The sequence below is a fragment of the Mucilaginibacter sp. P4_D1 genome (assembly GCF_056401935.1).
Window position 1 is genome coordinate 106,329 of the sequence record NZ_JBFUIJ010000018.1, and the last position, 16,884, is coordinate 123,212.

General features: G+C 41.4%; 6 protein-coding genes. All 6 read left to right on the plus strand.

Going from position 1 to position 16,884, the window contains the following annotated elements; all coding sequences use genetic code 11:
* Positions 1-164 precede the first annotated feature (164 nt).
* Positions 165-4,271, plus strand: coding sequence for a hybrid sensor histidine kinase/response regulator transcription factor (locus AC1DV1_RS17085; protein ID WP_477361326.1), 4,107 nt, complete (start codon positions 165-167; stop codon positions 4,269-4,271).
* 507 nt (positions 4,272-4,778) lie between these two features.
* Positions 4,779-8,054: a SusC/RagA family TonB-linked outer membrane protein gene (locus AC1DV1_RS17090; protein WP_477361328.1), complete on the plus strand. Its 3,276-nt coding sequence runs from the start codon at positions 4,779-4,781 to the stop codon at positions 8,052-8,054.
* 10 nt (positions 8,055-8,064) lie between these two features.
* Positions 8,065-9,924 (plus strand): RagB/SusD family nutrient uptake outer membrane protein, encoded by a 1,860-nt coding sequence (locus AC1DV1_RS17095; protein ID WP_477361330.1) that lies wholly within the window; start codon positions 8,065-8,067, stop codon positions 9,922-9,924.
* A 98-nt stretch (positions 9,925-10,022) separates the two neighbouring features.
* On the plus strand, positions 10,023-13,358 hold the full coding sequence (locus AC1DV1_RS17100; RefSeq protein ID WP_477361333.1) for a VCBS repeat-containing protein: 3,336 nt from the start codon (positions 10,023-10,025) through the stop codon (positions 13,356-13,358).
* Positions 13,359-13,362: 4 nt separating this feature from the next.
* Positions 13,363-14,700 (plus strand): vanadium-dependent haloperoxidase, encoded by a 1,338-nt coding sequence (locus tag AC1DV1_RS17105; protein WP_477361335.1) that lies wholly within the window; start codon positions 13,363-13,365, stop codon positions 14,698-14,700.
* An 87-nt stretch (positions 14,701-14,787) separates the two neighbouring features.
* Positions 14,788-16,611: a glycoside hydrolase family 35 protein gene (locus AC1DV1_RS17110; protein WP_477361337.1), complete on the plus strand. Its 1,824-nt coding sequence runs from the start codon at positions 14,788-14,790 to the stop codon at positions 16,609-16,611.
* Positions 16,612-16,884: the final 273 nt, after the last annotated feature.

Sequence of the window (16,884 nt, forward strand, 5' to 3'; positions counted from 1 at the left end):
TTATTTATTTAAAATAAAGTACATTTGAGTAACGTGACTGTTACAGAACGCTTGGCCTTTATATAACCTGTTATAAACACTTAATGAGAAGATTATTATTTACCCTGGTAGGAGTATCTGTCCTTTCCGTATGTTTTTCTCAAAATTTATTTACAAAAAAAACAATGAAATACTCATTGAAAGATGGTCTTTCATTTGGTACAATCAACGGGATAACGCAGGACAACAAAGGATTTATCTGGTTTGCAACCGGCGATGGCTTAAACCGGTTTGACGGCACAAACTTCAAGGTGTTTAAATTTGAACCTAATAACCCTTATAGCCTGCCAAGTAATTATGTTCAAAGTATATTTAAAGATAGCCAGGGAGATATTTGGATATCATCAAGAAGAGGGATTTATAAATTTGATACAAACAAAGAGCGTTTTATTAAATTTACCCCGCCTGGTGTTCCGCCAAACTATTTAGACAATGTAAACAGCATTTTCGAAAATAAACACAATCTGTTGTGGTTCTCGTGTGGCGCATCGGGGTTCTCGTCATATAACATCAAAACCCGTCAGTTTAAAAACTATACTAAAAAAGAGCAACCTGGTTTATTAGGCGATTTATCTGTTACTAATGTTATTGAAGATAGTTATGGACTATTATGGGTAGGAACAAGAGACGGCGGACTTAATGTTTTTAATACCAGTAATGGAGTGGTTTCAAAAAACCTGAACAATCAGTTTCCCCTTAAACTTATTCCTCAAGGCCTCATTACTTGCATTTATGAAGATCATAATCATAACATTTGGATAGCAACCAGTAAGGGCCTGGTACTTTACAACAGAAAAGAAAGCAGCTTCCATCTTTTTTTAGGTTCAACCTATAAATTACGAAGCAATTATTTTTTTTCGCTTTTGGAGGACGAACATAAAAATCTGCTCGTTGGCCTGTTGGATGGAGGCTTATATACTATAAATCTCGACAAGGCGGCAAAGTCATCCTATAAAGATATAACCATTGATCCGGTAAGATCGGAAGATAATTATAGCATTACCGCCCGTACTATCGAAACCTTATTCCAGGATCGGGATAAAAATATCTGGGTTGGTACCTATGGCGATGGAATTTATTTATTAAGCAATGTTCCGGAAAAATTTCAAAAATTCCAGAGTGAGTTGAAAGATAATTATGGCAGTAGCTTTTTAAGATATTATGGAATGTGTATGGATAGTGAGGGGTACCTGTGGATGGGTACCGATGGCGATGGGATATATAAGAAAAAATTGAGTGGCGAGGTTGTAAAATACTATAGAGCCGACGGACAAAAAGGCTCCTTAACCAGTAATAATATACTCTGCGCGTATAAAGATCATGCTAACACATTGTGGTTTGGGTCATACTCGCATGGGTTATTCAGGTACAATAAAACAACAGATTCTTTTACTAATTTTTCCCATAAAGCAAACGATCCCACAAGTATCTGTTTAAACGATATAAGGTCGATCATTGATGATTCAAAAAATAATTTATGGGTTGGCACCAATGGAGGAGGTTTAAGCTTATTGCCCGCAGGCAGCGATAAATTTATTAATTACAATCCACAAAATAGTGGCATTGGATCAGATTATATACGGGCATTTGCCGAAGATGGCAATGGCAACCTTTTTATAGGTACTTCGGCATCCGGCCTTAAATATTATATAAAAAATCAAAACAAGTTTGTTAACTATTTTAGCGACAACGAAGCAGAAAAGTACTTGCCCAGCCATTTTATTTACGCTTTGTATTTAGATGAAAACAAAAATCTTTATATAGGTACTGAAGGGGATGGGCTTGTTGTGTATAGTATTAAAAACAAAAAATTTAAAAGATATACCGAAAAAAGTGGATTAGCTGATAATACGGTAAACGCGATACAAAAAGATGAGGCCGGCGGCATTTGGATAAGTACCAATAGAGGATTATCGCGAATTGACCTGCAAACAGACAAGATTATTAACTACGATAGCTCTGAAGGCCTGCAAGCCGGGCAGTTTAATCCCGGTTCATCAATGTATTGCAGCACTAAGAAGTTCATGGTATTTGGCGGTACCGAAGGTTACAATGTATTTTATCCGGCAGATGTTAAACAAAACTTATTTAAGCCTAAAGTTTTGATTACCGGGCTCCAGCTATTTGGAAAAGACGTTGAAGTGGGTGAAAAAGACAGTATATTAAACGCTGGTATCAACGAGTCGACCCAAATTACATTAAATCCAGACCAACCTGTTTTCTCAATAAAATATGTGGCATTAAACTATGCTTATGCCGAAAAAAGTGAGTTTGCCTATCAACTGGCTGGATTAGAAAAAAACTGGAATTACGTAAAAAATCAAAAATCAGTTACCTACCGCTATTTACCGCCTGGCGACTACGTATTTAAAGTTAAAGCAGCCAACCAGGATGGTATCTGGTTTGAAAACTATGCAACATTTAAAATAAAAATTCTACCTCCGTGGTATCAAACATGGTGGGCTTATCTAAGCTATCTGATAATAATAACCACACTTATTTATTACTATTTAAGCTACCGCAGCAACGCAGCCCGGTTAAAGTATGAAGTAAAAATAGCGCAGATATCTGCCGAAAAAGAAAAGGAGTTAAACGAACGGAAATTATCTTTTTTCACCAATATTTCGCACGAGTTTAGGACACCGCTTACCTTAATTATAAATCCTGTTAAGGAATTGCTATTTAACCCTGGGGCAAGAGAAAACGAAACCACTAACTTAAGTATTGTTTTTCGTAATGCACGCAGGCTTTTAAGTTTGGTTGATCAGTTATTACTATTCAGAAAAGCTGAGAGTGAGACCGACAGCCTTAAAATTGTGAGGTTAAATATTGTAAACCTATGCAAAGAGGTTTTTTTATGCTTTAGCCACCAGGCCAAAAGCAAAAATATACTATTTGATTTTGTTTGTGAAACGGATACGATTGATGTTTTTGCCGATAGGGAAAAGATAGAAATAGTTTTATTCAATTTAATATCAAATGCCTTAAAATTTACCCCGGACCATGGCATGGTAAATTGCTTCATTTCGCAAACAGAAACTTTTGTAAACATAGAAATTAAAGATACAGGGTGCGGAATAGCAGGAAACATAGGCGAACAATTATTTGATAAATTTTACCAGGTGCAAAATGAATCGTCATTTAATGGAGGTTTTGGTATTGGCCTTTACCTGGTTAAAAAATTTATTGAAAGCCATAAAGGAAACATTAGCTATACCAGTTTAGACGGAGCCGGCACCATATTTAAGGTTTGCCTGTTAAAGGGCAAAGAGCATTTAAGCCCAAATTTTATTTTTGAAGATGTTATAGAAACATCCGTTTTCCTTGACGAGCTTATTGAAAGCTATGAGGAAGTCCCCGGCCTGAACAAGGATTCAAATACTGTTAAAAATAAAAAAATCGACCCTTTTGATTTCGAATCAAAATCTATGCTGATTGTAGATGATAATGAACAAATGAGGCAGTACTTAAAACAGATCTTCTCGCCAAAGTTCGAAATTTTTGAAGCCGCAGATGGTGCCGACGGCCTGGACAAGGTGTACCAGTTTTTGCCGGATATTATTATTAGTGATGTAATGATGCAGGGACTAAGCGGTATTGAGTTATGCAGCAAGGTTAAAGAAGATGCTACCCTAAGCCACATACCGGTTTTGTTGTTAACCGCAAGTTCATCGCCCGAAATTAAACTTAAAGGGATTGAAGGCGGAGCCGACGATTATATTAGTAAACCATTTGAACGCGAATTACTTTTAGCGCGTGTTGAAGGGATTCTTAAAAGTAAAAATAGCCTTCAAAAGTATTTTTATAATGAAATCACATTAAAATCAAATGACCTTAAAGTTCCGCCTGATTATAAAGAGTTTTTAGCAGCTTGTATCAAGGTTGTGGAAGATAACTTAAGCGACGGTGATTTTTGCATAAAAACCCTTGCCGATGAGGTAGGAATGAGTCATTCCAACCTTTATAAAAGAATCAGGGCCATTTCGGGTCAATCTGCCAACGGGTTTATACGGTTTATACGCCTGCGTAAAGCTGCGGAGATGTTCCTTAATACTGACTGTACCGTTTCCGAAGCTGCCTATAAGGTTGGTATAAATGACCCTAAATATTTCAGAGAACAGTTTAGCAAACTATTCGGCCTCAATCCTTCCGATTACATCAAAAAATTCCGGGTTCCTTTTCACGCCAACATTACCAGGAGTGTGGTGAAGGTAAAAAGCAGCAAAAGTTAAATTCTCAAAAATCAAGAGAACCTAAATATTCACCAAATTTTACCAATTACCCCCTCAAGTTGTATGAATTTACCTCTCGTACACGGCATTTATTATACTCATCTTAGTGCTGCCGATTATAAATGTACTAACCACATTTAATTTTATTTAAGATAAAGGTCTATCGTAATATCACACCGATAAACGCAGGTTTACCGACCATATTATTTTAGGAACAAAAAAGTTACAAAGGTTTGCCCAGCTATATAGCTTATATAAGATAACAAGCAGATAGTATATAACTTATTACATTCAATGAGTAATGCCATCCTTATTTACCTGTAGTAAACCGTTGCCAAACAGAACCAATTTTTAATTTAATATATAAACCTAAATAATGTATATGGAAGACAAATAACATCACCACCTCACACCCGGGAGATAGATTATGGAATTAATTTACCCCCCTATCCTATTACCCCGCTTTTATAGCGTGCATTAAATGTTAATTAACTTAAATAAGCTAATATGGAATACAATTTACATAAGACTGTAAACTTGTTAAGGGTCTTTAAAATTGCGCTGAGTCAAATATTGATAGCATTAATATTTGTTGGTTCATCATACGCCGGCGTAGCAAAAATCGAAAAAACAAAATTTACAAAAACAAACGAAAAGGGGATCAAAGAAAATGCCCCGATTAAAGTTACCGGGAAGGTTACTGATCAAGCCACCGGTGAAACCCTGGTTGGCGTATCAATACTGATCAAAGGAACAAACGTAGGTGCTGTAACCGATATAAACGGTAAATTTACAGTTACAGCTGCCGAGAATGCGGTATTAGTGGTATCATATATTGGCTATACCACACAAGAAGTACCTGTAGACGGTAAGCCTTTGCTTAACATCAAACTACAATCTTCATCCAAAGGTTTGAATGAAGTTGTAGTAGTTGGTTACGGTGTGCAAAAGAAAGTAACTGTTACCGGCGCTGTTGTTTCAGTTAAAGGTGACGAGCTGATAAAATCGCCCGCAACCAACCTTTCAAACTCTATAGCCGGGCGCATGGCGGGTGTTACTGCTACCAATCCAGGTGGCGAACCAGGTTATGACGGTTCAACTATCCGGATTCGTGGTACCAATACATTAGGTAATAGCGACCCACTGGTAGTAATTGATGGGGTTCCATCGCCTGCCGGTCAGAACACTATTGACCGTATAAACCCGGCAGATGTTGAAAGTATCTCTGTTTTGAAGGATGCATCTGCAGCTATTTATGGCTCCAGGGCAGCTAACGGTGTTATCCTGATTACCACAAAGCACGGTAAAACAGGCAAGCCCGAAATCGCCTATACTTATAACAAAGGATGGTCTCAGCCGACTACCATTCCTAAAATGGCTAATTCAACAGAGTATGCCACTTTGGCGAATGAAATTGACTTGTACAACCTGCCATCACAATACTGGGGTGCTGCTTCTGCTGCGTTTAAAACTACGGGAAGCTTCACCAGGCCAGATAATGGCGCTACTTCTACAGCTTCATTTCAGCCCTCCGACTTTAAAAAATTTGCTGATGGATCTGACCCATGGGGACACCCCAATACCGATTGGTTTAAAGAAACTTTAAAAACCTGGTCGCCACAGTCACGCCAGAACATACAATTATCAGGCGGTACAGAAAATATAAAGTATCTAACCTCTATTGGCTATCAAAACCAGGACGGGTATTATAAAAATTCAGCTACCGGCTACAAACAATACGATTTTCGTACAAATCTTGATGCCAAGATTAATAAATATATAAGCACCTCTTTTGGTGTATCAGGCCGCCAGGAAAACCGCTCTTTTCCTAATGGAGGAGGTGCCAGTGATATATTCAGGATGTTGATGCGTGGTTATCCTAACAAGCCCGCTTTCTGGCCAAATGGGTTACCAGGGCCGGATATTGAAAACGGGCAACAGCCGGTACTGATTACCACAGATCAAACCGGTTACAATAGGGATACACGTTACTACGTTCAAACTAACGGAAAAATAGAGATCACCGTACCAGGCGTAGAAGGATTGAAATTTACCGGAAACGTAGGCCTGGATAAATATATACAGCAAACAAAATCATGGCAAACACCGTGGTTTGTGTACAGTTGGGACAATGTACATTATCAGGCTGATGGCAAAACCCCGGTGCTAACAAAAGTAGCACGCGGCCCGGCGCAGGCAAACCTTGGCCAGGGTTCTGAGGACCAGTTTAGCAGCCTACTTGAAGGTATAGTAAGCTATAACCATAGTTTTGGCAGCCACAACGTTGTGTTACTTGCGGGTGTTACCAAAGAAAAATCAAACTCCAGCTACTTTGGCGCCAACCGTAAATATTATAGTTCAACTGCACTTGATCAATTATCTGCCGGTGGAAACGCAGAGATAGGTAACTCTGGCGGTGCCTGGCAAAAGGCCCGTTTAAGTTACTTCGGCAGGGTTGGATATAACTATAAAGAGAAGTACCTGGCTGAGTTTTTATGGCGGGTAGATGGTTCATATATATTCCCCGAAGCCCATCGTTTTGGCTTCTTCCCTGGTATCTCGGCCGGTTGGAGAATTTCGGAAGAGGATTTCTTTAAGAACAATATCAAATTCATTCAAAATTTAAAGCTTCGCGGTTCATGGGGCCAGTTAGGTAACGACCAGGCTGTTCTACCCGGCACATCTACACCGGCCGAATACGCATTCCTTTCGTTATATAACATTGGTTCGTATATAATTGGCGGCGTGCCGGCTCAAACACTATCTGAAGGTCTGGCACCAAACCCGAATTTCACATGGGAGGTTGCCAATAACAGTGATATTGCCTTAGAAGGTACTACGCTGAATGGAAAATTAGATTTTGTGCTGGAGGCGTTTTTAAATAAGCGTACCCAAATATTATGGACACAATCTGGAACCATTCCTGCCACTGGTATACCAAGCAACCTGCTGCCTCCTGTAAATTATGCAAAGGTGAGCAATAAAGGATGGGAGTTTCAGGTGAATTACCACGATAACATTGGGCAGGTACGATATAATGTAGGTGTTACCGGCAGCTTTTCTAAAAACAAAATCGATTTATGGAATGAACCAGGCGGAGTGCCAACATGGCAAAGGTCTACCGGCCATCCTATCGGAAGCAACTTGTATTATGTATACACCGGCATATTTGCGACACAGGCTCAAATTGATGCCAATAAAATTGACTACAGTGGGGTTGGTGCCAGTACCCTTCGCCCGGGAGATATGATGTATAAAGACGTAAATGGCGATGGTAAAATTAACGGTGATGACCAGGTGAGAAACGATAAAAACGGCACGCCTACTTTCCAGGGAGGTTTAAGTTTTGGGGTACAATATAAAAACTTCGATTTAACTGTTTTATTCCAGGGTGCAACGGGCGCACAGCTTTACTTCCAAACCGAGTCTGGAACAATAGGTAACTTCACCAAGTACAGCTACGACCATCGCTGGACTGTTGATAACCCAAGCACAGTTTACCCCCGTACTGTCGACCGGAATAATCAATATTTCTCAAACGGCAATACCTATTGGCTGCTTAATATGAATTATGTGAGGCTTAAAAACGTTGAGCTTGGGTACACCCTGCCATCTACAATCGGTAAAGTAATTGGCATGAGTAACTTGCGTTTCTATGCAAACGGACTTAACCTGTTAACGTTAGCAAAGCAGCATATATATGATCCTGAATCAACCAGTTCAGATGGTCACTATTATCCACAGTCGAGGGTCATCAATTTGGGCGCAAGTATAAAATTTTAATTTGAACGATATGAAAACATTTATAAGAAATATTTCAACAATCGCGATACTGTCGGTAGTGCTGCTTGCATCATGTAAAAAGGAGTTTTTAAATACAACACCATTGAACCAGGCATCATCAGTAACTACCTGGGCAGATCCAAACCTCTCTGAAGGTTTTGTAACGGAGTTGTATAACGGCTTGTATGAAGGGGAGCTCAATCAGGAGAACCTCGATTGCCAAACAGATAATGCACTCTATAATTTTGGAAAAGAGAACATAATGGAAGGGAATATAAGCCCCGCCACCCTGGGTAACGTGCCCCATACGTATGAGTGGGGTTCAATGTACGCCCGGATAAGGTCTGCTAACATTGCTTTAGAACAATTGGCCAAATCTACAATTGATAAAACGCTGGCCGACAGACTAATGGGCGAAGCCTTATTTATGCGCGCCTACTATTATAATCAGTTGCTGCGTTATTATGGTGGAGTTCCACTTGTAAAATCGTCCTATGCGGCCAGCGCTACTGACTTTACGATTGCCAGGAGCAGCTATTCTGATTGTGTTGATTTTATAGTAGGCGACCTTGACAAAGCCAGTACCCTGCTGCAAGGTAAAGCATTAGCAAAAGGACGCGCCACAAGTGATGCGGCTTTGGCCTTAAAGGCTAGGGTGTTATTATATGCCGCCAGTCCTTTGCATGATATGTCGGATGGATCAGCCGCGAAAGCAAAAATGAGCGCGCTTGATGCAACGTTTAAGAATTACGAGTTGTTGGGATATACTACAGCCGACGTTAATGGCCGTTGGAAAAAAGCGCAAAGCGCTGCACAGGCAGTGTTGAATTTAGGCTATGGCTATGCACTTGATTTATCTGCGCCGGCTTCTGCAGCCGACGGCTTTACCAACTATCAAAACTCTTATTTATCAAGAAATGGCGGCGAAAAAGAAATTTTGTTTGCCCGTTATTTCGCCAACGCCAAAGACGAGTGGGGTGCCTGGTATGCCCGTAACAATTGTACTAACGGCTACCATGGCTGGACATCAAGCGAGCCTACCCAGAACATGGTAGACGACTATGAGATGATGGACGGCTCCAAGTTCGACTGGAGCAAACCAACTGAAGCTGCAGCACCTTATCAAAATAGGGACCCTCGTTTTTATGCTTCCATTCTATACGACGGTGCCCCATGGAAACCGCGTACGGCTGACGGTGCGGGTATAGACCCTTATAATGAGATTCAAATGGGTACCTACCAAACCGGCAGCGCAGGCAGCGGTGCTATCGCTTACTTTGGTTTGGATACCAGGAACGGTCCTATCGAAAACTGGAACGGTACCCGTACAGGATATGCTATCAGGAAGTTCATGGATCCTAATCCGGCTATTGTTGATAATAACACACGTCAGGAGGTACCATCGCCTATGATCAGGTACACTGAAGTTGTATTTAACTATGTAGAAACGTGCTTAGCCCTGGGTGACGAAGGCACAGCCCGCACCTGGCTCAATAAGATTCGTTTCCGTTCGGGTATGCCGGCGATCACAGACGCAGGTGATGCTTTGGTACAGCGGTACCGGAACGAACGAAATGTTGAAATGATGTTTGAAGAGCAACGGTTTTATGATGCTCGCCGCTGGCTGATTGGTCCGCAAACACTTGGCAATAAAGCAAAAATTATAAAAATTACAGGTACTTTAAAGCCGGGAAAATCGGTGAGCGTTTATAGGTACAATACCGATAACTACAGTTACACCTACACGGTACAGGAACTTGATCCTGGAGTTGAAAACCGTACGTGGAAGGACAAGGTTTATTTTCCACCTATTAGCAGAGACGAGATTAACAAAAATAAGAAGTTAGTTCAAAATCCCGGATACAACTAAAGGGGTATAAAATTCTTATATATTTATCCTAAAGAATGCCGGTGGTAAAATACCGGCATTCTTTTAAAGTTTTAGTCCATTAATTTAAACGGCGCTTGGTGAACACATACATTAAATTATTTCCACAACTTCTTTTAATCGGAGTTATTGCATTAACAAGTTGCGGGCACCCGGCCGAAAATAAAGGGGAAGGCGGCACCAGCAGCAACGCTTTATTCACCTTACTCACTCCCGAACAAACACACGTTGATTTCAGCAATACGTTAACCGAAGGCTTAAATACCAACGTTTTGATGTATGAATACTTTTACAATGGTGGCGGTGTTGCAACCGGCGATTTAAATGGCGATGGTTTATTGGATATATATTTTACCGGCAACATGACCGATAATAAATTGTACCTCAATAAAGGCCACATGCAGTTTACCGATATTACAACCGCAGCCGATGTAGCCGGCCGGCCCGGACCCTGGAAAACCGGGGTTACCATGGCCGATGTAAATGGCGATGGCAAGTTGGATATTTACGTTTGCTATTCAGGAAACCTAAAAGCAGAGAAAAGACAAAATCAACTTTTTATTAACGGTGGAAATGACAAAGACGGTGTTCCGCATTTTACAGAACAGGCACAACAATATGGACTTGCAGATGCCGGATACAGCACACAGGCCGTTTTTTTTGATTACGACAGGGATGGCGACCTGGATATGTTTTTATTAAACCACAGCCCAATTCAGCTGCCTGTTTTAGATGAAGTAAACACAACAGCTATTTTAAAAAAATCAGATTCGCCAAATGGAGTGCGATTGTATAAAAACGACAATAATATTTTTAAAAATGTAACGCAACAGGCTGGTATAAGCAGTTCTGATTTAACCTATGGCCTTGGGGCAGGAATAGCCGATATTAATGGCGATGGATGGCCCGATATTTATATATCTAATGACTACACCATCCCCGATTTCCTTTATATTAACAATGGTGATGGCACTTTCACCAATAAAATACAAACATCTGTAGGGCATACCTCCCAGTTTTCGATGGGAAATAATGTTTCTGATATTAACAACGATGCCTCGCCCGATATTTTCACGCTGGATATGCTCCCTGAAGATAATCACAGGCAAAAGCTATTATTTGCACCAGATAATTACGAAAAATTCGGATTAACTCTTCGCACGGGGTTCTATTACCAGTACATGCGCAATATGTTGCAAGTGAATAATGGTAACGGCACCTTCAGCGAGACAGGGCAACTATCGGGTATCTCAAATACCGACTGGAGCTGGGCTCCCCTATTTGCCGATTATGATAACGACGGCTGGAAAGATCTGTTTGTAACCAACGGCTATACCCGCGATTTCACTAACATGGATTTTGTGAAATATATGGGCGATTTTTTGAAAGACAGAAGATTGATGCGGAAAGATATATATACCCTGGTACAACAAATGCCGTCTTCGCAAGTAAAAAGTTATCTTTTCAAAAACAATGGCAATTTAACTTTTACCAACACCAGCGCTGCCTGGGGTATTACACAATCGTCAAACAGCAACGGCGCAGTTTATGCCGATCTTGATAATGACGGAGATTTAGACCTTGTAACCAACAATATTAATCAACCGGCATTTATCTATCAAAATGAATCAGACAAACAAGTAAACAACCACTACCTGCAACTTAAACTAAACGGTGCGGCTAAAAACACGCAGGGTGTGGGGGCGAAAGTTACCATTTACATAAAAAATAAAAAGCAATACCTGGAGCAAATGCCAAGCCGGGGCTTTCAATCAAGCGTTTCGCCAATATTGCACTTCGGGCTGGGTAAGGATCATGAGGTTGATTCATTGCGGATAGTATGGCAGCAGGGAAAAGAGCAGGTTTTAAAAAATATAAAAGCCAATCAGGAATTAACGCTTGAAGAAAAAAATGCAGTTAACACCTCTCTGCTACCGAAACCTGTAAAGCCAGTTTTCGCAGAAGTGGCTTCTCCCATAAATAATAAACAGGAAAAAAACGCAATTAATGATTTTAAACGGCAGCCACTAATGGTAAACCCATTATCATTCACAAACCCGTGTATGATAAAAGGCGATGTAAATGCCGATGGCCTGGAAGATGTGTACGTGGGTGGCAGCAGCGGACAATCAGGCACATTGTATATTCAGCAAGCAGGGGGTAATTTTGCCGCAAAATCACAGCCGGCTTTTGAAGCAGATAAAAAAAGCAACGATGGAGATGCAGTATTCCTGGATGCCAATGGCGATGGTAAACCGGATTTATATGTAGCTTCCGGAGGCTACGATAATTATACAGCTGATGACCCTTTATTACAGGACAGGCTTTATTTAAATGATGGAAAAGGCAATTTTACAAAGGCAAAAGATGCATTACCTTCAATGCGCAGTAGTAAAAGCTGTGTAAGAGTAGCCGATATTAATGCCGACGGACACCCCGACTTATTTGTAGGCGGCAGGGTAATACCCGGCAGGTATCCCGAAACGCCTCAAAGTTATATCCTAATAAATGACGGCAAAGGGCATTTCACCGATGAAACCGCAAAATATAACCCTGCCCTGCAACATATAGGTATGGTGACTGACGCCGCCTGGGTAGATATGAACGGAGATAAAAAACCGGATTTGGTTTTAGTTGGAGAATGGATGCCGGTAACCGTATTAATCAATGAAGGCGGGAAGCTTGTAAATAATACAAAGGCCTATTTTGATAAGCCAAACAGCGGCTGGTGGAACAAAATTCTGATAGAAGATTTTAACCACGATGGGCATCCAGACCTGATTGTTGGTAACCAGGGATTAAATACCCAATGCAAAGCCAGTGACAACGAACCCGCAGAAATGTACTATAAGGATTTTGACGACAATGGCGCTGTTGACCCCATCTTTTGTTTTTATATTCAGCACCAAAGTTATCCATACGTTTCGCGGGACGAGCTGTTAGAACAACTCAGTATCATGCGCCCGCGTTTCCCTGATTATAAGAGTTATGCTGATGCCACACTTACAGATATATTTACAGCTTTAGAGTTAAAAGGGGCTGACCATTTGCAGGCCAATAACCTGGCTACCACTCTTTTCTTAAGTGACAGCAAAGGCAAGCTACATTCATCGCCGCTGCCTTTACAGGCTCAGTATTCACCCGTTTTTACAATAACCGGTCTTGACTACGATCATGATGGTAACCAGGATCTACTTTTATGTGGTAACATTAACAGGGCCAGGCTCCGTTTAGGCAAATACGACGCCAATTATGGCATGCTGTTAAAAGGCGATGGCAAGGGACATTTTGAATACATACCTCAACTTCAGTCGGGCTTTAAACTATGGGGAGATGTAAGAAGTGTGCTTGAAATTAACCACATTTTATATTTCGGAATTAATCAACAAGGGGTAAAAGCCTATAAAGAATTTTAATTATATGAGCACGAAGGCTTTTTTATCAACCATGCTTTTAGGGGCAGCCATTTTATATACCGGCTGTGGTAAAAAGCAGGTGCCGCCGGCTTTAACAAGTGCCGATATTACCAAGGTGATTGATCATATGACGGTTATTATGATCCATGATGTAACCAATCCCCCGCTGGCAGCCCGTTTCTTTTCATACACCTGCCTTGCCGGGTATGAAGTAGTGTCAGAAAATGACAAAAGTGTTAAAAGCATGCATGGCATTTTAAATGAATACCCCGTTGTTAAAAAACCGGCTTACGCTAAGGGATATGCCTACCAGTTAAGCGCATTGATAGCCATGATGGAAACCGCGGGCAAAATGCAGCCATCGGGCAGTTTATTAATTAAGTACGAGGAGAGTTTTTTGGATTCGTGCAAAAAAATAGGTTTTACAGATGAGGTTATTGACAGCTCAAAACATTACGCGCAGGCTATAAGTAAACAGATACTGGCTTATGCCAAAAAGGATAAATACAACAGGATAAGCAATTATACAAGGTATACCCCACTTGGCAAAGATGGCACCTGGGACCCTACCCCACCGGCTTACATGGCCCCGGTTGAACCTTATTTCAATACCATCCGTCCGCTTACACTTGATTCTGCCTCGCAGTTTCTGCCAGCACCTCCAATTCCTTTCTCGAAAGATAAAAACAGTGCCTTCTATAAATTCATGATGATGAACTATAAAGCAAGCGCAGAAGGATTAACTACCGAACAGAGAACAATAGCAGGCTTTTGGGATTGCAATCCGTTTGCTGTTCAGGACAATGGGCACATGCTGATAGGCCTGAAAAAGATTTCGCCAGGGGCACATTGGATGGGAATTACCGGCATTGCATGCCGACAGGCAAAAACCGGGTTTTCAAAAGCCATGGAAATTCATACCATGGTGGCAACCGGGTTGCTGGATGGTTTTATATGCTGCTGGGACGACAAGTACCGCACCAACAGGGTACGCCCTGAAACCGCAATCCGAAAATATATTGATGTTAATTGGAAACCGCTACTGCAAACCCCTCCATTCCCCGAATATATTAGCGGTCACTCTGTAATATCGTCAGCATCTGCGGTGATACTTACGCATTATTTTGGCGACAATTTTCATTATACAGATAACGTGGAAGAAAAATATGGCCTTACCCCCCGCAGTTTTAATTCATTTACACAGGCTGCTACCGAGGCCGGTATGTCGCGGTTTTGGGGGGGTATTCACTTTAAAGATGCTATTGACAATGGCATAATTCAAGGTGTTAAAGTTGGGCAATGGGTTTTAGCCAAGCACAACAATCAGGTGGCACATCATTAAATGGTATATCTTTTTTTTGATCGCTACAAATCAATTATAACTTAAACTGCACTATTATAAAATATAAACAGCTTTAATAACACCAATATGAAATTAAAACACCTTATCCTATCTATACTGTTCCTTTTAAATGTCATTAGTACAATTGCGCAAACCCATACTTTTACCCTGGGCAATGAATCATTTTTGTTGGATGGCAAGCCTTTCCAGATGATATCGGGCGAGATGCATTACCCCCGTGTACCCCGCCAGGCCTGGCGCTCGCGTATGAAAATGGCCAAAGCAATGGGACTGAATACGATAGGCACCTATGTTTTCTGGAACTTGCACGAGCCGCAAAAGGGTAAATTCGATTTTACCGGAAATAACGATGTAGCCGAATTTGTAAGGATAGCCCGGGAAGAAGGGCTGTGGGTAATATTGCGACCAAGCCCGTACGTTTGTGCCGAATGGGAATTCGGCGGCTATCCTTATTGGCTGCAAAACGAAAAAGGGTTGGAAGTACGCAGTAAAGAAGCCCGGTACCTTAAAGAATACGAAAGTTATATTAAAGAAATAGGCAAACAATTGGCCCCGCTGCAAATAAACCATGGCGGTAACATATTAATGGTGCAGATAGAGAATGAGTATGGCTCGTACGGCAGCGATAAAGAATATTTATCTATCAACCAAAAATTTTTTAAAGAAGCCGGCTTTGATGGCTTACTGTACACCTGCGATCCGGCGCCCGATTTGGTAAAAGGCCATTTGCCCGGCCTGCTGCCGGCCGTTAACGGGCTGGATGACCCCGCTAAGGTGAAAAAGATAATCAACGACAACCATGACGGCAAAGGGCCATACTATATTGCCGAATGGTACCCAGCCTGGTTTGACTGGTGGGGCACCAAACACCATACTGTACCAGCCGAACAGTATGCAGGCCACCTTGATTCTGTTTTGGCAGCAGGTATATCTATCAATATGTATATGTTTCATGGCGGTACGACGCGCGGATTCATGAACGGCGCCAATTATAAAGACGGCACACCTTACGAGCCACAAATAAGCAGTTATGATTACGATGCCCCATTGGATGAGGCAGGTAATGCCACCTCAAAGTTTATGAAGTTCAGGGAAGTGATACAAAAACACCTGCCTGCCACCGTGAAGCTGCCTGCTGTACCTGCGGCGAAACCTGCAATGGCTATACCGGCAATTAAATTCGTTCAGTCGGCAAGTGTGCTGAACGCCTTACCGATCCCCAAAACCAGCATTACCCCGCTTACTTTTGAAGACCTGCGCCAGGACTATGGTTTTGTGTTATATCGAAGCACAATCGTTGGAGGTAAAGCGGGCGTGCTTAAACTTAAAGAATTAAGAGATTACGCTGTAGTAATGATTAACGGTAAAACCGTTGGCACACTTGACCGCCGTTTAAACCAGGATAGTTTAACCCTTACCATACCCGCCGGCAAAGCAACATTGGATATTTTGGTTGAAAACCTTGGCCGCATAAACTTTGGCAAATACCTGCTGCAAAACAAAAAAGGCATTACCCAAAAGGTGCTTTTTGCCGGCAGCGAAGTGCAGCATTGGAAAATGTATTCATTACCCTTCAGTAATTTAAATGCGGTTAAGTTTAGTACAGTTAAGCATAATTCCCATTCGCCGCTAATTAAAAAGGGAAGCTTTAACCTTAGCAAGGTTGCAGATACCTACCTCGACCTAAGCAGCTGGGGTAAAGGTGTGGTTTGGGTAAACGGACACAACCTGGGGCGGTATTGGAACATCGGCCCGCAGCAAACGCTATACCTGCCTGCAGAGTGGCTAAAAAAAGGACATAACGACATTGCAGTACTGGAACTATTAAAACCGGAGCAAGATCAATTATCCGGATTGAGTAAACCGGTATTGAATCAATTGCAGCTTTAATAATTAAAAGTAATAGCTGCTGAGTTGGGATCAAGCGGAATTCTTGTGGGGGAATAAAAAAAGTATTTGTTTTGCGACAGGAATAACAAATACGAATACCCTTGTCAGCAGCATACGAAACCCTTGTCCGTTTAATCTTACCTGAAGGTCTTTTAGAATATTTTGAACTTATGGATGTTCGCTCATCTGAGAGCGGGCAATTGAACATTTACCTGGAAGAAAAGAACCTTGCTCCATTAGGATATGAGAAGCCACAACTGGAATCCAAGGGCT